26 protein-coding genes and 1 tRNA gene are annotated in these 25,402 nt (G+C 64.8%); 20 read left to right on the top strand and 7 right to left on the bottom strand.

Going from position 1 to position 25,402, the window contains the following annotated elements; translation table 11 throughout:
* Positions 1 to 56: 56 nt before the first annotated feature.
* Positions 57 to 629, bottom strand: a complete 573-nt coding sequence (locus F7R26_RS02350; protein ID WP_150991805.1) for an adenine phosphoribosyltransferase — start codon at positions 627 to 629, stop codon at positions 57 to 59.
* Positions 630 to 791: 162 nt separating this feature from the next.
* On the opposite strand from F7R26_RS02350, the gene F7R26_RS02345 reads away from it, so the two are divergent.
* Positions 792 to 1,370, top strand: a complete 579-nt coding sequence (locus F7R26_RS02345) for a DJ-1/PfpI family protein (RefSeq protein WP_150991807.1) — start codon at positions 792 to 794, stop codon at positions 1,368 to 1,370.
* 68 nt (positions 1,371 to 1,438) lie between these two features.
* Positions 1,439 to 1,822 carry a ribbon-helix-helix domain-containing protein gene (locus F7R26_RS02340; RefSeq protein ID WP_043343452.1) on the top strand — a complete coding sequence of 128 codons (384 nt, stop codon included), beginning with the start codon at positions 1,439 to 1,441 and terminating at the stop codon, positions 1,820 to 1,822.
* A gap of 35 nt (positions 1,823 to 1,857) precedes the next feature.
* On the opposite strand, the gene F7R26_RS02335 is transcribed toward F7R26_RS02340, so the two are convergent.
* The gene (locus tag F7R26_RS02335) at positions 1,858 to 3,837 is read right to left on the bottom strand and encodes a monovalent cation:proton antiporter family protein (RefSeq protein ID WP_150991854.1); all 1,980 of its coding nucleotides are present in this window, start codon (positions 3,835 to 3,837) and stop codon (positions 1,858 to 1,860) included.
* Between the two features lie 150 nt (positions 3,838 to 3,987).
* On the opposite strand from F7R26_RS02335, the gene F7R26_RS02330 reads away from it, so the two are divergent.
* The 11 genes from F7R26_RS02330 to F7R26_RS02280 all read left to right on the top strand — a co-directional run bounded on the left by F7R26_RS02330 (position 3,988) and on the right by F7R26_RS02280 (position 13,273).
* The gene (locus tag F7R26_RS02330; protein ID WP_150991810.1) at positions 3,988 to 4,971 is read left to right on the top strand and encodes a KpsF/GutQ family sugar-phosphate isomerase; all 984 of its coding nucleotides are present in this window, start codon (positions 3,988 to 3,990) and stop codon (positions 4,969 to 4,971) included.
* Positions 4,972 to 4,988: 17 nt separating this feature from the next.
* The gene (lptC, locus tag F7R26_RS02325) at positions 4,989 to 5,615 is read left to right on the top strand and encodes an LPS export ABC transporter periplasmic protein LptC (protein WP_150991856.1); all 627 of its coding nucleotides are present in this window, start codon (positions 4,989 to 4,991) and stop codon (positions 5,613 to 5,615) included.
* Between the two features lie 54 nt (positions 5,616 to 5,669).
* The gene (lptA, locus tag F7R26_RS02320; RefSeq protein ID WP_150991812.1) at positions 5,670 to 6,314 is read left to right on the top strand and encodes a lipopolysaccharide transport periplasmic protein LptA; all 645 of its coding nucleotides are present in this window, start codon (positions 5,670 to 5,672) and stop codon (positions 6,312 to 6,314) included.
* Between the two features lie 24 nt (positions 6,315 to 6,338).
* Positions 6,339 to 7,124 carry an LPS export ABC transporter ATP-binding protein gene (lptB, locus tag F7R26_RS02315; RefSeq protein ID WP_150991814.1) on the top strand — a complete coding sequence of 262 codons (786 nt, stop codon included), beginning with the start codon at positions 6,339 to 6,341 and terminating at the stop codon, positions 7,122 to 7,124.
* A gap of 135 nt (positions 7,125 to 7,259) precedes the next feature.
* Entirely contained in the window at positions 7,260 to 8,735 is a 1,476-nt protein-coding gene (locus tag F7R26_RS02310; protein ID WP_043343436.1) for an RNA polymerase factor sigma-54, read from the top strand.
* A 49-nt stretch (positions 8,736 to 8,784) separates the two neighbouring features.
* A complete protein-coding gene (gene hpf, locus F7R26_RS02305; RefSeq protein WP_006159435.1) occupies positions 8,785 to 9,135 on the top strand; it encodes a ribosome hibernation-promoting factor, HPF/YfiA family in 351 nt (116 codons plus the stop codon).
* A 382-nt stretch (positions 9,136 to 9,517) separates the two neighbouring features.
* The gene (gene ptsN, locus F7R26_RS02300) at positions 9,518 to 9,973 is read left to right on the top strand and encodes a PTS IIA-like nitrogen regulatory protein PtsN (protein WP_006159436.1); all 456 of its coding nucleotides are present in this window, start codon (positions 9,518 to 9,520) and stop codon (positions 9,971 to 9,973) included.
* Between the two features lie 35 nt (positions 9,974 to 10,008).
* A complete protein-coding gene (hprK, locus tag F7R26_RS02295; RefSeq protein WP_006159437.1) occupies positions 10,009 to 10,980 on the top strand; it encodes an HPr(Ser) kinase/phosphatase in 972 nt (323 codons plus the stop codon).
* A 188-nt stretch (positions 10,981 to 11,168) separates the two neighbouring features.
* Positions 11,169 to 11,492 carry a PsiF family protein gene (locus F7R26_RS02290; protein ID WP_150991818.1) on the top strand — a complete coding sequence of 108 codons (324 nt, stop codon included), beginning with the start codon at positions 11,169 to 11,171 and terminating at the stop codon, positions 11,490 to 11,492.
* 119 nt (positions 11,493 to 11,611) lie between these two features.
* The gene (rapZ, locus tag F7R26_RS02285) at positions 11,612 to 12,529 is read left to right on the top strand and encodes an RNase adapter RapZ (RefSeq protein ID WP_150991821.1); all 918 of its coding nucleotides are present in this window, start codon (positions 11,612 to 11,614) and stop codon (positions 12,527 to 12,529) included.
* Between the two features lie 66 nt (positions 12,530 to 12,595).
* On the top strand, positions 12,596 to 13,273 hold the full coding sequence (locus F7R26_RS02280; protein ID WP_150991824.1) for an LON peptidase substrate-binding domain-containing protein: 678 nt from the start codon (positions 12,596 to 12,598) through the stop codon (positions 13,271 to 13,273).
* Positions 13,274 to 13,279: 6 nt separating this feature from the next.
* On the opposite strand, the gene mutY is transcribed toward F7R26_RS02280, so the two are convergent.
* The 3 genes from mutY to mutM form a co-directional block, all read right to left on the bottom strand.
* Positions 13,280 to 14,449, bottom strand: coding sequence for an A/G-specific adenine glycosylase (mutY, locus tag F7R26_RS02275; protein WP_150991828.1), 1,170 nt, complete (start codon positions 14,447 to 14,449; stop codon positions 13,280 to 13,282).
* Positions 14,450 to 14,572: 123 nt separating this feature from the next.
* Entirely contained in the window at positions 14,573 to 16,516 is a 1,944-nt protein-coding gene (locus F7R26_RS02270; RefSeq protein WP_150991830.1) for a dynamin family protein, read from the bottom strand.
* A 283-nt stretch (positions 16,517 to 16,799) separates the two neighbouring features.
* Positions 16,800 to 17,684, bottom strand: a complete 885-nt coding sequence (mutM, locus tag F7R26_RS02265) for a bifunctional DNA-formamidopyrimidine glycosylase/DNA-(apurinic or apyrimidinic site) lyase (RefSeq protein ID WP_150991832.1) — start codon at positions 17,682 to 17,684, stop codon at positions 16,800 to 16,802.
* Positions 17,685 to 17,825: 141 nt separating this feature from the next.
* Between mutM and F7R26_RS02260 the strand changes: the two genes are divergently transcribed.
* The 7 genes from F7R26_RS02260 to pth all read left to right on the top strand — a co-directional run bounded on the left by F7R26_RS02260 (position 17,826) and on the right by pth (position 24,313).
* Positions 17,826 to 19,709 (top strand): tetratricopeptide repeat protein, encoded by a 1,884-nt coding sequence (locus tag F7R26_RS02260; RefSeq protein WP_150991834.1) that lies wholly within the window; start codon positions 17,826 to 17,828, stop codon positions 19,707 to 19,709.
* A 129-nt stretch (positions 19,710 to 19,838) separates the two neighbouring features.
* Entirely contained in the window at positions 19,839 to 20,459 is a 621-nt protein-coding gene (gene lolB / locus F7R26_RS02255) for a lipoprotein insertase outer membrane protein LolB (RefSeq protein WP_150991837.1), read from the top strand.
* Entirely contained in the window at positions 20,456 to 21,334 is an 879-nt protein-coding gene (ispE, locus tag F7R26_RS02250; RefSeq protein ID WP_150991840.1) for a 4-(cytidine 5'-diphospho)-2-C-methyl-D-erythritol kinase, read from the top strand. The genes lolB and ispE overlap by 4 nt, the downstream gene beginning before the upstream one ends.
* 59 nt (positions 21,335 to 21,393) lie before the next feature.
* A tRNA-Gln gene (locus F7R26_RS02245) sits at positions 21,394 to 21,470 on the top strand.
* A 97-nt stretch (positions 21,471 to 21,567) separates the two neighbouring features.
* The gene (locus F7R26_RS02240; protein WP_017229695.1) at positions 21,568 to 22,521 is read left to right on the top strand and encodes a ribose-phosphate pyrophosphokinase; all 954 of its coding nucleotides are present in this window, start codon (positions 21,568 to 21,570) and stop codon (positions 22,519 to 22,521) included.
* Positions 22,522 to 22,644: 123 nt separating this feature from the next.
* Positions 22,645 to 23,247, top strand: a complete 603-nt coding sequence (locus F7R26_RS02235) for a 50S ribosomal protein L25/general stress protein Ctc (RefSeq protein ID WP_150991842.1) — start codon at positions 22,645 to 22,647, stop codon at positions 23,245 to 23,247.
* 472 nt (positions 23,248 to 23,719) lie between these two features.
* Positions 23,720 to 24,313: an aminoacyl-tRNA hydrolase gene (pth, locus tag F7R26_RS02230; RefSeq protein ID WP_150991844.1), complete on the top strand. Its 594-nt coding sequence runs from the start codon at positions 23,720 to 23,722 to the stop codon at positions 24,311 to 24,313.
* 99 nt (positions 24,314 to 24,412) lie between these two features.
* Here the strand turns inward: pth and F7R26_RS02225 are convergent, their stop codons facing one another.
* Both F7R26_RS02225 and coaD read right to left on the bottom strand, forming a co-directional pair.
* Entirely contained in the window at positions 24,413 to 24,673 is a 261-nt protein-coding gene (locus F7R26_RS02225; protein ID WP_150991846.1) for a YfhL family 4Fe-4S dicluster ferredoxin, read from the bottom strand.
* 69 nt (positions 24,674 to 24,742) lie between these two features.
* On the bottom strand, positions 24,743 to 25,231 hold the full coding sequence (coaD, locus tag F7R26_RS02220) for a pantetheine-phosphate adenylyltransferase (RefSeq protein WP_043343402.1): 489 nt from the start codon (positions 25,229 to 25,231) through the stop codon (positions 24,743 to 24,745).
* Positions 25,232 to 25,402: the final 171 nt, after the last annotated feature.

The raw sequence follows: 25,402 nt of genomic DNA, 5'->3' as shown, positions 1-25,402 counted from the left end.
GGAAATGGCCGCAAGCCCAATGCGCAAGCCGCTCGGAGAGCGGCCGTCAATGCAGGTCAATGCCCGTCAAAGCGGCAAACCGTGAACAGCGGCAGGCCACTATCCAGCAGGTGGCGCGAGCCGCCAAGCTCGGGCAGGTCGACGATGGCGGCGCCTTCCACCACGGTGGCGCCCAGCCGCTCGAGCAGCTTGCGGCCAGCCATCATGGTGCCGCCGGTGGCGATCAGGTCATCCACCAGCAGCACACGATCACCCGGCTTGCAGGCATCGGCGTGGATTTCTACCGTGGCGCTGCCGTACTCCAGTTCATATTCCTCGGCCACGGTCTCGAACGGCAGCTTGCCCTTCTTGCGGATCGGCACGAAGCCCAGGTTCAGCTCGTACGCCAAGATGGCGCCCAGGATAAAGCCGCGGGCGTCGATGCCGGCCACCACATCGAGCCTGGCGTCCATGTAGCGGTGCACGAAGACGTCGATCAGCACGCGCAGGGACTTGGGATCCTGCAGCAGCGGCGTGATGTCGCGGAACATCACGCCGGGCTGGGGCCAGTCCGGCACGGTACGGATGCGCTCGCGCAGGTAGTGGGTAACGTCGCCAAGGGCGGACGACTGGATAGTGGTGTTGGGCATGGGGACTCGTTCGGGCAGCCTGCCAAACCGGCAGGCTGGATGCGGTAATGGGTTACCACCCGGGCTGCCGCAAACGGCAACACAATGGGCAGCGCCTGGGCGGATGGCACGCTTTGCGTGCGTGGCTCCCCCGGGACAACCGTAACCATACAGGAGACAGCGATGGCGAAAAAGATCTTGATGCTGGTCGGCGACTACGCCGAAGATTATGAAACCATGGTGCCTTTCCAGGCACTCCAGATGGTGGGCCACACGGTCCATGCGGTGTGTCCGGACAAGACGGCCGGCGCCAGCTGCCCCACCGCCATCCATGATTTCGAGGGCGACCAGACCTATAGCGAAAAGCGCGGCCACAACTTCGCGCTGAACGCGAGCTTTGCCGATGTGGATCCGGCGGCCTACGACGGGCTGGTCATTCCGGGCGGGCGCGCCCCGGAATACCTGCGCCTTAACGAGCGGGTGCTGGAGATCGTGCGGCACTTTGCCAGCACCAACAAACCGATCGCCGCGGTGTGCCACGGCGCCCAGCTGCTAGCCGCGGCCGGCGTGCTGGAAGGCCGCACCTGCTCGGCCTATCCGGCCTGCGCGCCCGAAGTGCGCCTGGCGGGCGGAAAATATGCCGACATTCCGGTCGACCAGGCTTACACCGATGGCAACCTGGTAAGCGCACCGGCCTGGCCCGCGCACCCGGCATGGCTGGCGCAGTTCCTTGCCGTCCTGGGCACCAGGATCGTACATTAGAGGCTACCGAACGCGGCCCGCGAGCCTGCCTATGGCTATCGCGGGCCGTTAAGCACGGGAGTTCTTCTATGTGTGAAATCTTCATCCGGGCCACCCCGCAGTCGTACCAGGGCCAGTCCCGCTCGCTCCGGCTGCATGGCGTGGCCACCAGCATCCGGCTGGAAAGCCTGTTCTGGGAAGTGCTCGAAACCCTGGCGCGCCGCGACGGCATGAGTGTGGGCCAGCTCATCACCCGGCTGCACGATGAATTGGTCGCCTACCGGGGCGAGGCCGCAAACTTCACGTCCTTCCTGCGCGTATGCTGCCTGCGCTACCTGATGCTGCAAGGCGAAGGCCGTATTCCCGCCGACCCGCGCATACCGATCGGCTCGCTCGATGCGCGCTCCGTGCTGGAGGGCCTGCCGCCATCGTGGGCAGAAGAGGCGCACGCCGGCAGCCGCGTGGCGGCATGAACCCGAACTTGCGCGACTGAGCGCATAGCGCGGGCTCAGCCGGCCAGCATGCGCGCCTCGGCCGCTTCCAGCGCCTCTGGCTGGCCGCGCAAAACCACGATATCGCCCGGCTCCAGTACGGTATCGGGCTCCGGATCGAACGCGCGGATGCCACGCCGGCGCACCGCCGTCACCTCCACCCCGATACGGTCCAGCCCGAGCGCGCCCAGGCGCCGCCCCACCGAGGTGGCCTCCGGGCCGAGCGAAATGGAGTGCAGGCGCACGGACTCTCGCTCCACCATGTCTTCCTCGTCGTCGCGGCCGTGAAAGTAGCCGCGCAGCAGGCTGTAGCGCGCATCGCGCGCCTCCTGCACCCCGCGCACCACGCGCCGCATCGGCACGCCCAGCAGCACCAGCGCGTGCGAGGCCAGCATCAGGCTGCCCTCGATGCTTTCCGGCACCACCTCGGTGGCGCCTGACTTTTGCAGGATGTCGAGCTCCGAGTCGTCCATGGTGCGCACGATCACGGGCAGCGCCGGCTCCAGCTCCTGCACATGGTGCAGCACCTTGAGGGCCGAGGGCGTGTTGTTGTAAGTGATGATCAAGGCTGCCGCGCGATGCAGGCCAGCCGCGATCAGCGCCTCGCGCCGGCCGGCGTCGCCGTACACCACCGTGTCGCCCGCGCCGGCGGCTTCACGCACCCGGTCCGGGTCGAGGTCCAGCGCCACGTAGGTGATGCCCTCGCGCTCCAGCATGTGCGCCAGGTTCTGGCCGCTGCGGCCAAACCCGCAGATGATGGCGTGCTTCTCGGTCTGCAGGCTCTGCGCCGCGATGCGCGTCATGTTGAGCGACTGCATCAGCCATTCGTTGGCGGTAAAGCGCAGCACGATGGCGTCGCTGTACTGGATCAGGAACGGCGCCGCCAGCATCGACAACAGCATGGAAGCCAGGATGACCTGGATCAGCACCGGGTCGACCAGGTTCAGGCCGTCGATCTGGTTAAGCAGCACGAAGCCGAACTCGCCGGCCTGCGCCAGGCCCAGGCCGGTACGGATCGCCACCCCCTGGCGCGAACCGAACAAGCGGGCCAGGCCGGAGATCAGCACCAGCTTGAAGACAATGGGCACCACCAGCAGCGCCAGCACCAGCCACAAGTGATCGAGCACCACATGGATATTGAGCAACATGCCGATGGTGACGAAGAACAACCCCAGCAGCACGTCGCGGAAGGGCTTGATGTCCTCCTCCACCTGATGGCGATAGGGCGTCTCGGAGATCAGCATGCCAGCCATGAAGGCGCCCAGCGCCATCGACAGGCCGAGCCGCTCGGTCAGCGCGGCCATGCCCAGCGTGACCAGCAACAGGTTGAGCATGAACAGCTCTTGCGAGCGGCGCGCGGCCACGATGTGGAACCAGCGGCTCATGAGACGCTGGCCGACGAAGAAGATCAGGCTCAGGGCCACCACGATCTTCACCGTGGCCAGGCCCAGCGCCATCATCAGGTCGCCCGGATCGCGCGAGAGCGCCGGGATCACGATCAGCAGCGGCACCACGGCCAGGTCCTGGAACAGCAGGATGCTGATGATGTTGCGCCCGTGCTCGCTCTCCAGCTCCAGCCGCTCCGACAGCATCTTGGACACGATGGCGGTGGATGACATGGCCAGCGCGCCGCCCAGCGCCACCGAAGCCTGCCAGGACAGCGGAAACAGCCAGTTGAACGCCCAGCTTGCCGGAATCACGGCCAGGAGCGACAGCACCACCTGCGAGCCGCCCAGGCCGAACACCTGCCGTTTCATCGCCTTGAGCTTGCCCAGGCTAAACTCCAGGCCGATCGAGAACATCAAGAAGACCACGCCGAACTCGGCCAGGTATTTGGTTTGCGCGGTGTCGCTGGCCAGGCCGAGCGCGTGCGGCCCGATCAGGATGCCCACGACCAGGTACCCCAGCATCGGCGGCAACTGCAACATGCGAAACGCGACCACGCCAAACACGGCGGCGGCGAGCAGGACAAGGGTAAGGTCCAGCGGAGAGTGCATCGACAGGGTCAGGTACGCCGCGCCGGGCACCGGGCCGGCCCGGTGCGGGCGGCCCTGCCGGCGGATTACGGCAAGCGCGATGGCCGCCCTCGCTGCCCGATCCCAGGAACAGCCCAAGCGCCATCGCATTCGTTGGTATACTTCGTCGCCATGATAGCTAATTTCAATGCGGATCGAGCACTTAGGCTCGCTCGCGAAACCCTCCAGATCGAAGCCGACGCCGTTGCTGCCCTCGCGGGCCGCCTGGACGACGGATTTGCGCAGGCCGTGCAACTGACGCTCAATTGCAGCGGGCGCGTCGTCGTCTCCGGCATCGGCAAGTCGGGCCATATCGGCCGCAAGGTCGCGGCCACGCTGGCCTCGACCGGCACGCCCGCGTTCTTCGTGCATCCGGCCGAAGCCAGCCACGGCGACCTGGGCATGGTCACGCGCGACGATGTGCTGATCGCTTTTTCCAACTCCGGAGAGACCGCCGAGTTGCTTTCGATCGTCCCGATCGTCAAGCGCATCGGTGCCAAGCTCATCTCCGTGACCGGCAACCCCGCATCCACGCTGGCCAAGCTGGCCGACGCGCACCTCAATGCCGGCGTGGAAAAAGAAGCCTGCCCGCTCAACCTGGCCCCGACCGCCAGCACCACCGCCGCACTGGCGATGGGCGACGCGCTCGCGGTGGCGGTGCTGGATGCCCGCGGCTTCGGCGAGGAAGACTTTGCCCGCTCGCATCCGGGCGGCGCGCTCGGGCGCAAGCTGCTGACCCACGTGCGCGACGTCATGCGCAGCGGCAACGCGGTGCCCAAGGTGCGCGAGAGCACGCCGCTGGCACAGGCCCTGATGGAAATCACCCGCAAAGGCATGGCAATGACCGCGGTGGTGGACCCGGACGACCGCCTGATCGGTGTCTTCACCGATGGCGACCTGCGCCGCTTGCTCGAAACCCCGCGCGACTGGAAGACCGTACCCATCAGCGAAGTCATGCACCGCACGCCGCATACCGTCGGGCCGGACCAGCTGGCCGTGGAAGCCGTGCAGGTCATGGAGGCGAACCGCATCAACCAGATGCTGGTGGTCGACGCAGAGCGGCGCCTGGTCGGCGCGCTCCACATCCACGACCTGACCCGCGCCAAGGTCATCTGAGGCCAGAGCCCATGCCTATGCGGGAAATCCTGTCCTCCCTGAGCCGGCTTGCCATGCGAGCCCTGCCCCTGCTGCTGATGGCACTGGTGGCGGGCAGCACCTTCTGGCTGGTGCAGGTCAACTCCCCGAAAGAAGCGGACACCGGGCCGGTAGGCAAGAAGCATGAACCGGATTACTACATGATCCGTTTTTCCGCGACCGAGCTTGCCGAGGACGGCAACACCAAGCTGCGCTTCACCGGCGACAAGATGATCCACTTCGAGGACGACCAGACCTACGACGTGACGCGCCCGGCCATGCGTTCCTACGAAATCGACCGTCCGCCCGTCACCGGCCACTCCGATCGCGGCACGATGAACGCGGAAGGCTCGGTCATCGACCTGTTCGGCAATGCCTTCATCGTGCGCGCCCAGGGCCCCGACCCCGCCAAGGACCCACAGATGACGGCCGCCTCGGAGTACTTCCAGGTGCTGGTGAACGATGACATCGTCAAGACCGACAAGGCTGTCAAGCTGACCCGCGGCCCGTCGGTGATGACCGCAAACGGCCTGGTCTTCAACAATGTCACTCGCGAAGTACAATTGCTGGGTAACGTACGCGGCACCATCATCACGGGACCGCCGCCGGCGAGTCCCGCAAAGTAGCCCAGAAGCCGCCCGCGGGCACCAGCCGCCCGCGTCAACCGCCATCACGCCAACATGAATCCATTCCCGACGACTTCGTCCTGTCTGCGCCGCAGCACGGCCGCTTTGCTGACGCTGGCCGCCGTCCTTGGCCTCACGCTGGCCGCGCCCGCCAGCGCCGAAAAGGCCGACCGCGATAAGCCGCTGGTCCTGGAGGCCGACAATGCCAGCTACGATGACGTCAAGCAGGTCTATGTCCTGACCGGCAACGTAGTGCTGACCAAGGGCACCATGGTGCTCAAATCCGACGCGGCCGAAGTCCGTACCGATCCTGAGGGCTACCAGTACGCGGTCGCGACCTCCAAGGGCGCAAAGCAAGCCTATATCCGCCAGAAGCGCGACAACGTCGACGAGTACATCGACGGCTGGGGCGACCGCATCGAGTATGACGGCAAGCAGGAGTTGTCCAAGCTGATCGGGCGCGCCCGCATGGCCCGCCTTGCCGGTGCAAAGCTGGTCGACGAGATCCGCGGCGCGGTGATCACCTATGACAGCCGCAACGAGTTCTACACGGCCAGCGGCGGCGCCGAGAACGCGACCGCGGGCAGCCCGTCGGGCCGCGTGCGCGCCGTGCTGTCGCCGCGCCAGGAGCAGCCCGCCAGCGGTGCCGCAGCCAGTCCGCTGCCGCTCAAGCCGGCGACCGCCCCCGTCAACCCCTGACCCACGGATTCTGACTTCACCTTCATGACCGCTACCCAAACCGCACCGTCCCAGCCCGCCACCCTGAAGGACAGCAGCACGCTGGTCGTGCGCCACCTGAAGAAGCGCTACGGCTCGCGCACCGTGGTCAAGGACGTGTCGCTCGATGTGAAAAGCGGCGAGGTGGTTGGCTTGCTGGGCCCCAACGGCGCGGGCAAGACCACGTCGTTCTACATGATCGTGGGGCTGGTGGCGCTGGACGAGGGCGATATCGTGCTCGACGACAAGCACATCAGCGGCCTGGCCATCCATGAGCGCGCGCGCATGGGCCTGTCCTACCTGCCGCAGGAAGCCTCCGTGTTCCGCAAGCTCAATGTGCAGGAGAACATCCGCGCTGTGCTGGAGCTGCAGCTCAACGATGGAAAACCCCTGGGCAAGGCAGAGATCGAGCGCCGGCTGGACACCCTGCTGGACGACCTGCAGATTGCCCATCTGCGCGACAACCCGGCGCTATCGCTGTCCGGCGGCGAACGCCGCCGCGTGGAAATCGCCCGCGCGCTGGCCTCCGCGCCGCGCTTCATCTTGCTCGACGAGCCCTTCGCCGGTGTCGACCCGATCGCGGTGGGCGAAATCCAGCGCATCGTCAGCTTCCTCAAGGCACGCAATATCGGCGTGCTGATCACCGACCACAACGTGCGCGAGACTTTGGGCATCTGCGACCACGCCTACATCATCAGCGAAGGCGCGGTGCTGGCGTCCGGGCAGCCTGAAGACATCATCGCCAACGAGTCGGTGCGCAAGGTCTACCTGGGCGAGAACTTCCGCATGTAAGGGCGCGCGGCGCCTGCCGCGCATCGCCCCCCGGGCGGCTTCAGTGTCGCCTTTTATCCTTCAAACGATCATAGCGACACCAGCGATAGCAATTTCCGTTCCACCAGTACGGAAGTTGGGCATAAAATAGGTCGCATGAAACCGTCGCTACAGCTCCGCCTCTCGCAGCATCTCGCGCTTACGCCGCAACTCCAGCAGTCGATCCGGCTGCTGCAACTGTCCACGCTTGAACTGCAGCAGGAAGTGGAACAGGCGCTGACCGAGAACCCCTTGCTCGAGCGCGAGAACGACTGGCTGGACAGCCCGCTGCGCGTATCTTCGGACGGCTCGGTGAACCTGCAGAGCGCGCCAGCGCCGGCACCCGCCGATGGCCAGGGCACCAGCGAGAACCGCCCCGATGGCGCCCCCGAGGCCGACGACAGCTACTCCGACAGCAATGAGGACTACGGCAGCGACTGGAGCCTGGACGACTTCGCCCGCCGCCCGCAAGGCGAAGACGACGAAAAAACCCCGATGCAGCTGCGCGACGCCGAGCCCACGCTGCGTGAACACCTCATGGAGCAGCTGGCGCCGCTCAAGATTTCCCTGCGCGACAAAGGGCTGGCTATCTTCCTGGTCGAATCCCTGGACGATGACGGCTACCTGAGCACCACGCTCGAGGAAATCTGCAGCGAGCTGCCGGAGGAGCTCGAGTTCGAGGTCGACGAGATCCAGGCTGTGCTCACGCTGCTGCAGAGCTTCGATCCGCCGGGCGTCGGGGCGCGCAATGCCGCCGAGTGCCTGGCGCTGCAATTGCGCAGGCTCAAGCATCCGCAGCGCGAACTGGCGCTGAGCATCGTCACCAACCACCTCGAGCTGCTGGCGGTGCGCGATTACACGCGCCTGAAAAAAGCGCTGCAAGTCGACGAGCCGGAACTCAAGGCAGCACATGAACTGATCCGCTCGCTCGCGCCCTACCCCGGCCATGCCTACAGCCGGCCAGAAGCGGACTTCGTGGTGCCCGATGTTTTTGTTCGAAAGTTGAGCGGCGGATGGATCGCCCACCTCAACCCGGATGTGATGCCACGGCTACGCATCAACGACATGTACGCGCAGATTTTGCGCGGTGCAAAAGGCGATGCGGGCGCGGCCGGACTGCAGCAAAAGCTGCAGGAAGCACGTTGGTTGATCAAGAATATCCAGCAAAGGTTCGATACGATATTGCGCGTCGCACAAGCCATTGTCGAACGTCAAAAGAACTTCTTCACCCACGGTGAAATTGCGATGCGCCCCTTGGTTTTGCGGGAGATTGCCGATACACTGGGTTTACACGAGTCCACCATCTCTCGGGTGACTACCAATAAATACATGGCAACGCCGATGGGGACTTTCGAGCTGAAGTATTTTTTCGGCTCTCACGTATCCACAGAAACCGGCGGCGCGGCCTCATCAACGGCAATCCGTGCGTTGATCAAGCAATTGATAGGAGCCGAAGACGCTAGGAACCCCTTGTCCGACAGCCGGATTGCCGAATTGCTCGGCGAGCAAGGCTTTGTGGTAGCACGGCGTACCGTTGCCAAGTACCGCGAAGCGCTCAAGATTCCCGCGGTCAATCTCCGTAAGACTTTGTAGCCGAGCTGCATCGCCTGCCTGATGCAGCTCTTTCAGAAGGAGAAACGCTATGAACTTCAAGATCAGTGGACACCACTTGGACATCACGCCGCCTCTGCGTGAGTACGTGGAAACGAAACTGGAGCGTATCGTCAGGCATTTCGATCAAGTCATTGGCGTAAGTGTGCTGCTCTCTGTCGACAATACAAAAGAAAAGGACCGGCGGCAGTACGCGGAAATCAATCTACATCTCAAGGGCAAGGACATCTTTGTCGAAGCGCATCATGAAGACCTGTATGCCGCTATCGACGCACTGGTCGACAAGCTCGACCGGCAGGTGATTCGCCACAAGGATCGCGTGCAGAGCCACGACCGTGAAGCGGTCAAGTACCAGATGGCCGCATCGCAGATGCAGCAATGACCGTGCCTGGCGGCCCACATACCGGGCCGTCGGTGTCAGTCCCTTGAAAAACGGAATCAAGCCGCGCCCAGAGCGCGGCTTTTTCGTTGCAGCCCACCCGATCGGGTCACGCAGGGGATTCCGCAACGCATATGTAGCAGTGTATGCTGTGCAATACATGGTTGACTGGCCTAGCCATTCCGGTGCATGCAGCACCGCTTGAGCGCATCGGCTATTGCAATGCACAAAGCGGAAGCGGGCCTGCTCTATAATGGCCAGACGCCCGACACCGGCATGGGGGACACCCGGTGGAAATCTCGGGCCTTGGTTTTTATCCTCTTTCCGCCCGGCGGGACGCCTCCTGGCCCCGGGCCTGCTTACTAGAAAACCCTGCGCATTCCACATGAATCGTTTGGCTAAATTGCTGCCACCCGGCAACATCAACCTCGACGTCAGCGTCACCAGCAAGAAGCGCGTGTTCGAACAGGCCGGGCTCCTCTTCGAGAACAACCATGGCGTAGCGCGCGCGACCGTGACCGACAACCTGTTTGCCCGCGAGTCGCTCGGGTCCACAGGCCTGGGCGCGGGGGTTGCGATCCCCCACGGCCGCATCAAGGGACTGAAGCAGCCACTGGCCGCCTTCATGCGCCTGGCCGAACCGATCCCCTTCGAGTCGCCCGACGGCAAACCGGTCGCGCTGCTGATCTTCCTGCTGGTGCCCGAACAGGCCACCCAGCAGCATCTGGAAATCCTCTCCGAGATCGCCCAGCTGCTGTCCGACCGCGAGATGCGCGAAGGACTGGCTACCTTGCCCACCCCCGACGACGTGCACCAGCTGCTGACGCAATGGCACCCATGATCCGGCACTGAAAGCCCGTCCCTGAAAGCACCCGAATGGAACTCACTGGCGTCACCTCGCAGTCGATCTTCGACGACAACGCAGCCGATATCAAACTCTCCTGGGTAGCGGGACTGGAGGGCGCGGACCGGGCCTTCGATGTCGAGTTTGCACGTGAAGCCACGTCCGCGGCCGATCTCGTCGGCCACTTGAACCTGATCCACCCGAACCGGATCCAGGTGCTGGGCAAGCCCGAAATCACGTATTACCAGCGCCTCGATGACGAGATGCGCAAGCGCCAGATGGGCGAGCTGATCCTGCTGGAGCCGCCGTTCCTGGTGATCGCAGACGGCATGGAGCCGCCGCCCGACCTGGAACTGCGCTGCACGCGCTCGTCCACCCCGCTGTTCACCACGCCGGTGTCTTCGGCCGCGGTGATTGATCACCTGCGCCTCTATCTGTCGCGCATTTCCGCGCCGCGCGTGACCATGCACGGCGTGTTCCTCGACATCCTCGGCATGGGCGTGCTGGTGATGGGCGAGTCCGGCCTGGGCAAGAGCGAGCTCGGCCTGGAACTGATCTCGCGCGGACATGGGCTGGTGGCGGACGATGCCGTCGATTTCGTACGCCTCGGGCCGGACTTCATCGAGGGCCGCTGCCCGCCGCTGCTGCAGAACCTGCTGGAAGTGCGCGGCCTGGGCCTGCTCGACATCAAGACCATCTTTGGCGAGACTGCGGTGCGCCGCAAGATGAAGCTCAAGCTGGTGGTGCAGCTGGTACGCCGCAACGATGGCGAATTCGAGCGCCTGCCGCTGGACTCCCAGTATCTCGACGTGCTCGGCCTGCCCATCCACATGGTCAAGATCCAGGTGGCGGCCGGCCGAAATCTCGCCGTGCTGGTCGAGGCCGCCGTGCGCAACACCATCCTGCGCCTGCGCGGCATCGACACGCTGCGCGACTTCATGGACCGCCAGCGCGCCGCGATGCAGGCCGATGTCGCATCGCGGGGCCAGGGCCGGCTGCTCTAGGTTTGGCAGGTCCACGCCGTGCGACCACGACGGGGCCGTTTTCAATTGCTTACATCCGGCCGCGCTTCGGTGGTCAACGCGATGGGGACACAGGCCGTTTTGTGCAGTAATGGGCATTGGGCCCATCCCCGAGTTGCCGAGCCGACAGGCCAGCAGCCATGAAGTTTTCCACAGCCAGGAGAGCAAGCATGAAAAAATTGATCGCGATGTGCGTGCTGGTAGCCCCGCTTTTTGCCACCGGCGCCTTCGCCCAGAATGCACCGGCCGCAGCACCCGCGGCACCGGCGGCAGCCAACACCCAGCAGGACAAGATGAAGGCTTGCAACACGCAGGCCACCGGCAAGAAGGGCGACGAGCGCAAGGCCTTCATGAGCGATTGCCTGTCCAACAAGCCCGCAGCCGCACCCGCCAAGAACAGCCAGCAGGAAAAGATGAAGACCTGCAACGCCCAGGCCACCGGCAAGAAAGGCGATGAGCGCAAGGCCTTCATGAGCGACTGCTTGTCCAAGTAAGCTACCGGCATCATTTGCGGCGCGGACGTGTAAAAATGGCGAACCTCTTCGGTTCGCCATTTTTACTGGCACGGCGCCGTCATGACGGCGTCATCACCTGATGTTATGCTTGTCGTGCTATGCGCATCATACTTATCACCGGGATCTCCGGCTCCGGCAAATCCGTTGCCTTGAACGTACTGGAAGACGCGGGCTACTACTGCGTCGACAACCTGCCGGCGCAGTTTATTCCGGAGTTGGCCCAGTACCTGGCGGCGCAGGGCTACACCCATCTGGGCGTCGCCACCGATATCCGTAGCCGCGAGTCGCTGGACGAGCTGCCCGGCACGCTTCGCGACCTCGCGGCCGAACACCAGGTCCGGGTGGTCTTCCTGACCGCCAATACCGATGCGCTGGTGCAGCGCTATTCCGAGACGAGGCGGCGGCATCCGCTGTCGATGCGCGCAGCCATGGCTGGCCTCTCGGCCAATCCCAAGAACGAGAATCTCGCCGACAGTACCGCCGAGGCCGCATTCAACGACACCTCGCTGATCGAGGCCATCGAGATGGAGCGCGAGCTCCTGAGCCCGCTGGCGGAGGCTGCGCACCGCATCGACACCAGCAATGTGCGCACCAATACATTGCGCGCGTGGATCAAGGAATTCGTGCGCGGCGATGACCTCAAGCTCACGCTGCTGTTCGAGTCGTTCGGCTTCAAGCACGGCGTGCCCAGCGATGCCGACCTGGTGTTCGACGTGCGCTCGCTGCCCAACCCCTACTACGACCTGGCGCTGCGCCCGCTGACCGGCCGCGACGAGCCCGTGATCGATTTCCTGCAAAGCCAGCCGATGGTGCTGGCCATGGCCGAGGACATACGCGCCTACGTGGAAAAGTGGCTGCCAAGTTTCATCGCCGACAATCGCAGTTACCTGACCGTCGCGATTGGTTGCACTGGCGGGCAGCATCGCTCCGTGTACATCGCGGAAAGACTTGCCAACTATTTTCGCGCCCATGGTAATGTGCTGGTGAGACACCGCGAGCTCGCACCGGGCGGCTAAACGCCGCACCGTCAGGTTTCGTGGTCAGGCTCGGCAATCCTCGCCCGAAACCTTTGCTGGCTCAGCATGTCCTCACCCGCCACGCCCGGCTCATCCGCATCGTTCGCCGCCCCGCACAGCACCTCGGCGGGGCCTACGCTGGATAGCCTGCCGCTGTTTCCGCTGCATACCGTACTCTTTCCCGATGGGCTGCTGCCACTGCGCGTGTTCGAAGCGCGCTATGTGGACATGGTGCGCGCCTGCATGCGCGATCGCACCCCCTTCGGTGTCTGCCTGATCGCCAGCGGCAATGAGGTCGCCCGCCCGGACGAGCCCACCATGCCCGAGACGATCGGCTGCCTGGCCGACATCATCGACTGCAATATGGAGCAACTGGGCGTGCTGCTGATCAGCGCGCGCGGCCGCCAGCGCTTCCGCTTGCTGGGCCACAGCGTGAACCCGGACGGCTTGCTGGTCGGCCAGGCGGAGTTGCTGCCGCCCGACATCATCGACTGCAAGCTCGAACTGCTGGGCGAATGCCTGGCCGTGCTACGGCGTATCGTTGCCTCGCTCCATGCCGAGCACCCGGGCGAGCTGCCTTTCTGCGAGCCGTTCCTGTGGGATGACCCCAGCTGGGTGGCCAATCGGCTGTGCGAGTTCTTGCCGGTGCCGCTCAAGGCCAAGCAGATGCTGATGGCGCTGCCGGACGCGGGCATGCGGATCGAGATCGTGCATAAATACATGCGCCAGCACCACATCCTCTAAGCAACGTTAAAACAATCCGCCTTGGGCTTGCGCCTCCAGCAGCTTGCGCACCGGCGCGGGCGTGCCTACCGCATCCAGATCGTCCAGTGACAGCCAGCGTAGCGCGGGGCCATTGGCGGCATCGCGCGCGGTGAGGCCGGTGACGTCGACGCGAATGGCGCGGATCAGCAGGCGGAAGTGCGTGAAGACGTGGGTGAGTTCGCCGACCATATTGGCCGTGCTGGGATTGCCGAATTCGCGGGCGCGTTCCAGCGCGGCGTCTTCGGCCAGTTCCGCATCGAAGGGCACGGTGTCGACCGGCATTTCGGGCAGGCTCCACAGCCCGCCCCAGATGCCGCTGTCCGGGCGCAGTGCGAGCAGGACCTCGCGGCCGCGGCGCACCAGCAGCATCACGGTGCTGCGCTCGGGAATGGCGGCACGCGGCTTTGGCGTGGGCAGCACGCCGGTCAGCCCGTCGCGGCGCGCCACGCAGTCGCTGGCCAGCGGGCACGACGCGGCGGCGGCGAGGCAGGCTGGCTTGCCGCGCGAACAGACCGTGGCGCCAAGGTCCATCACGCCCTGGGTGTAGGACACCATGTCCTCGGCTTGCGCCGGCCCCTTGGCGGGCAGGACCGCATCGGCAAGTTGCCACATGCGGTTCTCCACCGCCTTGACACCGGGATGGCCATGGATACCAAAGAACCTGGCAAAGACGCGCTTGACGTTGCCATCCAGGATCGGCGAGCGCACGCCGGCGCTGAACGCCGCCACGGCTGCCGCGGTGGAGCGGCCGATGCCGGGCAGCGTCGCCAGCACCTCGGGGTCGGTCGGGAACACACCGCCGTGCTCGCTCATCACTGCCTTGGCGCAGCGGTGCAGGTTGCGCGCGCGCGAGTAGTAGCCAAGCCCGGCCCACAGCGCCATCACCTCGTCCGCGCTGGCCTCGGCCAATGCGGCCACGGTTGGCAACCGGCCAACGAAACGCTGGAAATACTCGATCACCGCGCTGACCTGGGTCTGCTGCAGCATGATCTCGGACAGCCAGATACGGTAAGGGTCGCGGGTGTTCTGCCACGGCAGGTCATGGCGCCCGTGCACACGCTGCCAGCCCACCACGCGCGCGGCGAAATTGGCAGGAACCACGGCGGGGGAAAGATCGGATGAAACGGCAGGAGAAGCAGCGGGCTTGCGGGGCATCGGGTACGTGACGGGTAAGGCAACAGAGCAACAGCGCCGGAAGCGGCGGCGTGTCATGATACCGCCTCGCCGCCACCAGCCCTTGCCACCTGCATTCGCCGCCGGACTTGCTCCGGCCGCGCTTCAGGCCGCGAACGCCCGGAGCTGCCCCTCGTCGGCGTCCGGCTGCAGGATCCGCCTGGAGAACGATTCGATGCGCCCGCTGCGATCGTCCAGGCCGTTGAGTACTTCCTCGAGCTGCGCGATGCGGCTCTCGAGCGTGTCGGTGGCCTCGTGGATGCGCTCGATCGAATCGACCCGGCGGCGCAACTGTTTCTGGTGCTCGCGCACCTGCGCCTCCAGCGGCGTCATCACCGACTTGAGCCAGATCTCGATATCGCGGTTCAGATCCCGGAAGGTTTCCAGCACGCGGGTGGCGATGGTGGAAAACGCGCTCTGCACCAGCTGCGGGCGCGAGCGCGTGAGCATGTTCATGGCGCCGAAGTGCGTGTGGGCCAACCCCAGCGTCTGCTGCAATTCGCTGACGTAGCGCGCGGTGACAAACTGGATCGGCGCGGGCAGCGTAAAGCCATGCTCGGCATTGAAGCGGCGGTACATGCTGTCGGTGAGCTGGTGAAGCTGGGTGATCTTCTGGTCGGCCTCGCTGACCAGTTCACCGAGCCGCACGAACAAGGCATCCATGTCCTCGCGCATGCCGCGCGAGAAGAAACGCTCCTTCATCTGCTCGCGGCGCTCGCGCATGGTGCGGCGCACGTCGCGCAGCTGCAGGCTCTTGATGATGTCCGCGCTATGGCGCCCGAACACCAGCCGCAGCGCCTGGAACTTGGCGATGCTCTGCTCGAACTCTTCTTTCTCCGACTGCACGCGCATCAGCATATGCTTGACCATCGCGTGGTTCTTGCCGCGCAGCCCGCGCAGCTCGAACAACTGCTCGACGATGCTGCGGCGGCGGCTTTGCAGCAGTTGCTGCGCGCCGCGTGCCATTTCCTCGACCGAGCGCTGCACCTGGTCGGCGACGATCTCGCGCCGCTGCGGGATCAACTGGTCAGACAGCACGTGCTCGAACTGCGGCAGGCCGCTGCGCGCCAGCAAGTCGTCGTCGTTGGTGACCTTGGCCACCAGGCCCTTCTGCGCCGACACCGGGTAGACGCGTGACTCGTCGATGCCCAGCACATGAGCGCTGGTGGTGACCTGGCGCGTGATCTCGGCCGCGGTCTCGGCCGGCGACTTGAGCGGGTCCCACAGGCCATCGATCTTGTTAAGTACCGCCAGGCACCCCTTGCGGTGGCCTGCGCTCACATGGCTGCGCCAGAGGTCGAGGTCACTCTTGGTCACGCCGGCGTCGGCCGCCAGCATGAACACCACGACATGCGCGTCCGGAATCAGGCGCAGCGTCAGCTCGGGCTCGGTGCCGATCGCGTTCAGGCCCGGCGTGTCGAGGATGACCAGGCCCTGGCGCAACAGCGGATGCGGGAAGTTGATGACCGCGTGGCGCCAGCGGGAAATCTCCACCATGCCGTCGGCATCGAGCGCGTAGGCGGCGTCGGGATCGTTCTCGTTATACAGGCCAAGCGACTCGGCCATCTCGCGCGTGACACGGTTGGTCTCGACCACGTGCCGGAACGCATCCAGCATGCCATCGGGCGACGAGGGGTCGAGCGGCACGGTATGCCAGTGCGCCTCGACGTCAAGGAAATCGGCGGTGGAGGCTTCCTGCAGGCGCGTCTCGATCGGCAGCAGCCGGATGCACGGCGCCTCGGCTTCGTCGTAGCGCAGCTCGGTCGGGCACATCGTGGTGCGCCCCGCGGAAGACGGCAGGATGCGACGGCCGTAGTCGGCAAAGAAAATCGCGTTGATCAGCTCGCTCTTGCCCCGCGAGAACTCCGCGATGAACGCCACCTTGAGCCGGTCGCTCTTGAGCACGCCCTGGATGCGCTGGACGCGTTCATCAGCCTGGGCGTCGTAGAGATCGTGCTGCTGCAGCCAGGAGCGGAATTCGGCCAGGGAGTGGAGTACCCCGGTTCTCCAGGCGCCGTATTGTTCGAATTGTAGGGCGAGGGTTGTCATTGGCACTGGGATCGGCTTGGCGAAAAGCCCCCGCGACGGCGCTGCAGGCCGGACATCTCGATGTCCGATGGACGGCACCCGGGCGGTGACATGATGTCTTTGTAACACTTTTTTACGCTCTTCAAGATACAGGTTTACGGCGGATTTTTGTGAAATTCGAGTCGCCCGCCGCCTTCCCTGTTGCGCCGGGCCATCGGGTTGGCGCCACATTCGCAAGAAGATAGGCAATCGTCACTCTCGTACGGCTCGCGCAACGGGAGCCGCAGGCACGGCGGCGCCGCGCTCAACGCTGGCAGCTCGGGCAGTAGAACGTGGAGCGCTGCCCCTGGACGATCTGCCGGATGGTGGTGCCGCAGACCCGGCATGGATGGCCGGCGCGGTCGTACACGGCGCAATCCAGCTGGAAATAGCCATTGCTGCCATCGCTGCCGACAAAGTCGCGCAACGTGCTGCCGCCGCGCTCGATCGCGCGGGCCAGCGTGTCGCGCACGGCCTCGGCCAGGCGTTCGCAACGCGCCAGCGACAGGCGCCCGGCTGGCGTGGTGGGGCGGATGCCAGCGGCAAACAGGCTTTCCGATGCATAGATATTGCCCACGCCCACCACGATGTCGCCGGCGAGAAGCACGGTCTTGATGGCCGCGCTGCGCCCGCGTCCCAGGCGATAGAGCCAGGCCCCGTCGAAACGCGGGTCGAAAGGCTCGATGCCGAGCTTGCTCAGCAGCGGATGGGTCGGCAATTGCGACTCTTCGAGCAGGCTCCACAGCACCGCGCCAAAGCGCCTCGGATCGCGAAAGCGCAGCACCAGGCTGCTGGCGGCTGCGCCGGGCTGCGCATCGCCCGCGCCGTCGGCCTCGGCAAGGACCAGGTCAAGGTGATCGTGCGTGCCCGGCGGTGGCGCCTGAGGCAACACCCGCAGCGTGCCGGTCATGCCAAGGTGGATCAGCAGCCATCCGGGAGCCTCGCCGTCAGGGCGCACGCACTCCAGCAGCAAGTATTTGCCACGCCGCTCGATGCGCGCGATCACCCGCCCGGCCAGCTGCGACTCCAGATCCGGCTCGACCGGCCAGCGCAGGCCGCGATGGCGCACCACCACGTCGGCAATGCGCCGCCCAACCACATGCGGCAGCAAGCCGCGCCGGGTCACTTCGACCTCCGGCAACTCAGGCATCGAACCTCTCCCTTTTGTGCCACTCAAACCGCCAGAGACCCCAGCCGTGCCGGTGCCATGCGGATAAGCAAAGCATTGTAGCGGCAGGCTACAATGCCTTTACCTTCCCCATCGCCTTTGAGTGCTGGAGCACCCACCCACATGTCGGACCGCCTGGACCGTACCCCGATGACCACCGCTCAACTTCTCTCCCCCCGGCGGCCGCTGCGTCACAGGCTCGCGGCCACGGCTGCGGCCGCGGTGGCAGTCTGCGCCCTGGCGCCGCTTGCCAGCCACGCCGCGCCCGCGGACGGCAAGCCCGCGATGAAGGTCGCCGCGGAGGCCACGACGCCAATCCGCTCGAACCCGCTGCCGCCGAAGATGCCGCTGCCGACGGTGCCGCTCACCGCGGACATCCTCTATCGGGTGCTGGCCGCGGAAATCTCCGTCCAGCGCGGCGTGGTCGGCCCCGCTTACCAGACGTATCTGGAACTGGCTCGTAATACGCGCGACCCGCGCTTTGCCCAACGCGCCACCGAGATCGCGTTCAATGCCCGCAGCGCCCAGCAAGCGCTTGACGCCGCGCGGCTGTGGACCGAGCTTGCGCCCACCTCCGCCGGTGCGCGGCAGGTGCTGTCGACCCTGCTGGTCCTTAGCGGCCGATGGGACGAAGCCGAACCCCTGCTGGCTCTGCAGCTCAATGGCGTGCCGCCGAGCCAGCGGCCGGAGGCCATCCTGCAGATGCAGCAGCAGCTTTCGCGCACCAGCGACCCCGCCGGCGCGGCCGCGCTGCTGCAGCGCCTGGTGGCGAACGACCTGAAATCGGCCGAAACTCACCTTGCCCTTGCGCGCGCCAAGGAAGCCGCCAGCGATATTCCCGGCGCCCTGGCCGAGCTCGACGAGGCCCAGAGGATCCGCCCCGACTTCGAAGGCGCCGCGCTGATGGCTGCCGAGTTGCGCGCCGACAGCGCGCCGGACCAGGCCATTGCCGGGCTCAAGGCGTTCGTCAACAAGGCCCCGGCCTCGGTCAACGGGCACATCACGCTGGCCCGCCTCTACCTGCAGCAAAACGACCTGCAGGCCGCGCGCGCGGAGTTCGAGACGCTGCGCAAGATTGCGCCGAAGGATCCGCGTGTGCCGCTCGCCCTCGGCCTCACCAGCCTGCAGTCCAAGCGCTACGACGAAGCCGAGCTGTACCTGAAGGAATACCTGCAACTCGCCGAGCAAGTGCCGGCGGCCAGCCCGGATATCGCCTACCAGTACCTGGCGCAGATTGCCGAGGAAAAGAAGGACTACCCGGCGGCCGTAGCCTGGCTCGACCGTATCGACGACGCCCGCCTCGCGCCGGCTGCAGCCGTCAAGCGCGCGCAGTTGCTGGGCCGCATGGGCAAGCTCGACGACGCCCAGGCGGTATTCAACGACATGCTGGCCGATGCCGAGGATATACCCGAGCCCGACCAGCGCGCGCAGCGCATGACCGCTATCCGCCAGGCAGAAGTTGGCATGCTGATCGACGCCAAGTCCTATGACCGCGCCCGCAAGGTGCTGGATGAACGCGCCGCGGCGGAGCCCGACAACTCGGACTGGGTCTATGAACTCGCCATGCTCGATGAGCGCGAGAAGCGCTACGACAGCATGGAAAAGCTGCTGCGCCGCGTGATCGCCATGCAGCCGGAAGCCAAGCAGGGCTATAACGCCCTGGGCTATTCGCTTGCGGACCGCAACGTGCGCCTGCCCGAGGCCCTCCAGCTGCTGGAAAAAGCCTCCGCGCTGGGCCCGGACGATCCCTACATCATGGATAGCCTGGCCTGGGTCAAGTTCCGCCTGGGCCAGCTGCAACCGGCCGCTGAGCTGCTGCGCAACGCGTACGCCAAGGCGCCCGAGGCCGAAATCGGCGCCCACCTCGGTGAGGTGCTGTGGCAGCTCGGCCAGCAGGACGAGGCCCGCAAGACCTGGACCGAAGCCGCCAAGATCGAGCCGGATAACGTCATCCTGATCGACACCCTGCGCCGCTATAACGTCCCGCTCTCCGCGCTGTCCAAGTAGCATCCTGTCGTCCGCAGCCGTCCGCAACCATCAGGCAGCATTCCGATCACCCGCAATCATCCGCCGCCCGGCCCTCGCGCCGGGCCGGCAGCCCGGCGCCCGGCGGCGCCGGCGCGCACGTCAAACGCCATGCCCACATCCCGACGCCTTGCCCTGCTCTGCCTGAGCGCCCCCTTATGGCTCGCCGCCTGCGCCAGCATCACGCCCACGCGGCAGTTCGACGCCGGCGAGACCGCCCAGGCTCGCGACCTCAGCGGCCGCTTCGCCGCCAACTACGTGCGCTACGGCCGCGATGAAGGCGTCCAGGGCAGCTTCCAGTGGCATGAGCAAGGCCGCAATGTGCGCCTGGACCTGATCTCGCCGCTGGGCCAGACCCTGGCGGTCGTCACCTCCACGCCTTCGGGGGCCACGCTCGACCTGCCCAACCAGCCACCGCGCAACGCGCCCGAAGTCGATACCTTGCTGGAAGAAGCGCTTGGATTTTCGCTGCCGGTGGCGGGCCTGCGCGACTGGCTGCACGCCCGCCCCGCGCCCGGCAGCCCGGCGCGCACCACGCGTGACGACAACGGACGGCTGGCTACCCTGGCGCAGAACGGCTGGACCGTGCGCTACGTGGCATGGCAGGAAGCCGCACCCACGACACCATCCACGCCGGCCGCGGCGAGTCCGCGCCGCATCGACCTCGCGCGCGACGGCGCAGCCAACCCGCTCTCGGTACGCCTGGTCATCGATCCGGAGCAAGCACAATGAGCACGGCCCGCACCTTGCCTGCGCCGGCGCTGCGCGGCTGCCCGGCGCCCGCCAAGCTGAATCTCTTCCTGCATGTGACCGGACGCCGCGCGGATGGCTACCACACGCTGCAGACGGTTTTCCAACTGGTGGACTGGAGCGATACGCTCGACTTCTTCCGCCGCGATGATGGCCGCATCGAGCGCATCAGCGACGTGCCGGGCGTACCGGCGCAGAGCGACCTGATCGTGCGCGCCGCGCAGGCCTTGCAGCAAGCTGGCGGCACCCGCTTTGGCGCGGACATCGCGATTGCCAAGCGGCTGCCGATGGGCGGCGGCATCGGCGGCGGATCGTCGGACGCGGCGACCACGCTGCTGGCACTGAATCATCTTTGGGGGCTGGGCCTGGGACGCGACGAACTCAAGCGCATCGGCCTTTCGCTAGGTGCCGACGTGCCGTTCTTCGTGCATGGAGAAAACGCATTCGCGCAAGGGATTGGCGAGGAACTGACGACGGTCGAATTGCCTGAAAGCTGGTTCGTGATCATCCATCCACGGCAGCATGTTCCGACCGCTGCAATTTTTTCAGACAAGCGCTTGACAAGGGATACAGCGATCTCCATAATAGCGGACTTCACTGGATGCACAAACAAGTTCGGTTTCGGTCGCAACGACCTGGAAGCGATAGCAACAGTGAAGTTCGGCGAAGTTGCCCGAGCCCTTGAATGGTTGAGACAGTACAGTCCACATGCAAGGATGACCGGTTCCGGAGCCTGCGTGTTTGCACGATTCAACGACGAGCAAACTGCGCAGCAGGTACTAGACCGGTTGCCTCCCGAATGGGATGGCAGGTGTGCGAAGAGTTTATCGCAACACCCACTCGCAACGCTCGCATAAAAGTTTTTCGTTCGGCGTCGCAGTCAGTTGAATGTGACGATGGACGTACCCGGTTGTGTAGGGGAGTCGCCAAGTTGGTCAAGGCACCGGATTTTGATTCCGGCATTCGAAGGTTCGAATCCTTCTTCCCCTGCCATTACATCCTACAGTGTCCTTACGGACCTGCACGAAAAGCTGCCGGCACTAGCCGGCAGCAATCGTTTCCCCCTCCAGTAGCAAGACAGGTGCACCGAATGAGCAGCGAAGGCTTGATGGTTTTTACCGGCAACGCCAACCCCAAACTCGCGGAGGCTGTCGTTCAGCACCTCGGCATCCCGCTCGGGAAGGCCCAGGTCGGTCGGTTCTCCGACGGCGAAGTCCAAGTTGAAATCCAGGAAAATGTTCGCGGCAAGCACGTCATCGTGCTGCAGTCCACCTGCGCGCCGACCAACGACAACCTGATGGAACTGATGGTGATGGTCGATGCGCTCAAGCGCGCTTCGGCACGCAGCATCACTGCCGCCATGCCCTACTTTGGCTATGCCCGCCAGGACCGCCGCCCGCGTTCGGCGCGCGTCGCGATCTCGGCCAAGGTGGTAGCCAACATGCTGGAAGTTGCCGGCGTCGAGCGCGTCCTGACCATGGACCTCCACGCCGACCAGATCCAGGGCTTCTTCGATATCCCGGTTGATAACATCTACGCCTCCCCGGTTCTGCTGGGCGACCTGCGCGAGAAGAACTACGGCAATCTGCTGGTGGTCTCGCCCGACGTCGGCGGCGTGGTGCGCGCCCGTGCGCTGGCCAAGCAGTTGAACTGCGACCTGGCCATCATCGACAAGCGTCGTCCCAAGGCCAACGTGGCCGAAGTGATGAACATCATCGGTGAAGTCGACGGCCGCAACTGCGTGATCATGGATGACATGATCGACACCGGCGGCACCCTGTGCAAGGCGGCCCAGGTGCTCAAGGAACGCGGCGCGCTGAAGGTATTCGCTTACTGTACCCACCCGGTCCTGTCCGGTGGCGCGGCTGCCCGCATCGCCGACTCCGAACTGGATGAAGTGGTGGTGTGCGACACGATTCCGCTGCGCGACGATGCGATCCAGTCCGGCAAGATTCGCCAGCTCTCGACCGCATCGCTGCTGGCAGAGACCTTTACCCGGATCGTCAAGGGCGACTCGATCATGTCGCTGTTTGCCGATTCCTGATAGAATTCAAGGCTTTACCGCGTTTGCGGCTGTTTTTTTGGGGAGTAACACCCCGATTACGGCACGTGACGAGGTTCATCGGGCTGTCTGGTCGCGGACAGCCCTCTTACATTTGGAGTCATCATGAAAGTAGTAGCCTTCGAGCGTAGCGTACAGGGAACGGGTGCGAGCCGCCGCCTGCGCAACGCCGGCAAGACCCCCGGCATCATCTATGGCGGCGCAGCCGAACCCAAGATGATCGAACTCGATCACAACGCACTGTTCCACGCGCTGAAGAAAGAAGCATTCCACTCGTCGATTCTCGACCTCGAAGTGGAAGGCAAGGCTGAAAAGGCCCTGCTGCGCGCTTTCCAGATGCACCCGTTCAAGCCGCTGGTCCTGCACGTTGACTTCCAACGCGTGTCGGCCACCGACAAGATCCACGTCAAGGTGCCGCTGCACTTCATGAACCAGGAAAACGCCCCGGGCGTGAAGCTGGGCCATGGCATCGTCAACCACATCCTGAACGAACTGGAAGTGTCGTGCCTGCCGGCCGACCTGCCTGAGTTCATCGAAGTGGACCTGGGCAATGCAGAACTGGGCCAGACCCTGCACCTGTCCGACGTGAAGCTGCCGAAGGGCGTGAGCGCCATCACCCACGGTGACGAAAACCCCGCTATCGCCAGCATCTCGCTGCCGGCCGGCGGCGTGTCGGAAGCTGCCGAAGGCGAAACGCCTGCTGCCTGAGTACCCTGAACGCGGCCTTTGGGCCGTGCAACAGGACGGCTCTCGCAGCCGCAAGAAAAAACCGCCGGCGCGTCCGGCGGTTTTTTTTCGTCCCGAGGTTCGCGTATGCTTGGCTTCTGGCAGCACACCCATGCGCGATGCGAAGCGAGCCGTCAAGGTGTGCCAAGGCCGTATGGGGCGCCTCGGGATTTCACGAAAAGTGCGGAAAAGAGGGACCCATGTTTGAGTATCGCCGTAAGGCGATGCGAGTTTGGGTCCCGGCCGCTCTTTTCGTGAAATCCTGAGGGGGTGTCGCCCCATCCGGCGCGCCTTTTTTGCCTACTTTTTTGGCAAGACAAAAAAGTAGGTCGCCGCCCCGCAGGGGTGGTGAAACTGCAGTTGATTTTGAATTTGCAGTTGTAGTTGCAGCCAAGCAGTTGCCAGCCGCCCCGCGCCTAGTGCGTCGAGCCCCATCAACCAAGAAGTACAACGCATGATCAAACTCATCGTCGGCCTCGGAAACCCCGGGGCGGAATACGAAGCCACGCGCCACAATGCCGGCTTCTGGCTGGTCGATCAGCTGGCCCGCATGGGCGGCGTCACCCTGCGCGTGGAAGGCCGCTTCCATGGGCTGGCAGCGCGCGCCCGGCTGTGGGACCAGGAAATCTGGCTGCTCAAGCCGTCCACCTTCATGAACCGCTCCGGGCTGTCCGTGGTATCGCTCGCACGCTTCTACAAGATCCTGCCGGACGAGATCGTGGTGGCCCATGACGAGATGGACCTGCCCTCGGGCACCGTCAAGCTCAAGCGTGGCGGTGGCGCGGGTGGCCACAATGGCCTCAAGGACATTTCCGCACACCTGACCACCCAGGACTACTGGCGCCTGCGCATTGGCGTCGGCCATCCGCGCAATGCGGCCGGTGGCGGCGGCGAGCGCGAAGATGTGATCAATTTCGTGCTGAAGCCACCACGCCGCGAGGAGCAGCAGGCCATCGACGAAGCCATCGACCGCAGCATCGCACCGCTTGGGTTGCTGGCCAAAGGCGAGTCCGAGCGCGCCATGCTGGAACTGCATACGAACCGCTGAAACCGCTGAACGCGCGTGCCCAAACAAAAAACCCCATCACCGCGAAGGTCATGGGGTTTTTTGTGATGCGAACTTCGTGCCGCAAGCCGCTGTGGCAACTCAGGCTGCCCGTTTGGCCGCCGTAAGGAGACGGTAGCGATCCATCAGGATCTCGCGCGTCTCAATGCGGTTGGGATCGTGCGGGATGCAAGCCACAGGACAAACCTGCTGGCACTGCGGCTCGTCGAAGTGCCCAACGCATTCGGTACATTTGTTGGGGTCGATCTCATAGATCTCGGGCCCCATCGAAATGGCTTCGTTTGGGCACTCCGGCTCACAAACGTCGCAATTGATGCAGTCGTCGGTGATCAATAGTGCCATGGTGTTTCCTTTGAACCCAGCATGCCCCGCGCCCGACTGGCCGCGGCCGACATGTTGCAAGACTCTATTTTATTCCGTTTTGCTGCTGATCTTTTCCGCAAGCCAGCGTTCGACCGAGGGGAACACAAACTTGCTGACATCGCCGCCAAGCACCGCGATCTCGCGCACGAAGGTGCCGGAGATGAACTGGTACTGGTCGGACGGCGTCAGGAACATGGTTTCCACGTCCGGCAGCAGGTAGCGGTTCATGCCCGCCATCTGGAACTCGTACTCGAAGTCGGAAACCGCGCGCAAACCCCGCACGATCACGCGCGCATTGTTCTTGCGGACAAAATCCTTGAGCAAGCCGGAGAAACCTTCGACGCGCACATTGGGATAGTGGCCCAGGACTTCACGGGCGATGCCTATGCGCTCTTCCAGCGAAAAGAACGGGCGCTTGTTGGGGCTATGCGCCACGCCGACCACGAGCTCATCGAAGATATTGGATGCTCTGCGCACCAGATCCTCGTGGCCCCGGGTCATTGGGTCGAAAGTGCCGGGATAGACCGCGACGACCATGCTTCCTCCTTGTTCTGCCCGCTGCCGATCCTGGATGGACCGATCGACCCCGCCCACTATGGTGAGGGCTGGAGCCAAGGCTGCGTGACGAGCGTTGGCGACAGCGGCGTAGTGTAACTCTAAACGCGGCACTTGCAAGCCGCCACATCGCGGTTTTGCCGCGCCGCCGCA

The sequence above is a fragment of the Cupriavidus basilensis genome (genome assembly GCF_008801925.2).
GTDB classification, from domain to species: Bacteria; Pseudomonadota; Gammaproteobacteria; order Burkholderiales; family Burkholderiaceae; genus Cupriavidus; species Cupriavidus basilensis.
Note: the sequence above shows the minus strand (reverse complement) of the source record. Positions and strands in the feature narration are given on the sequence as shown.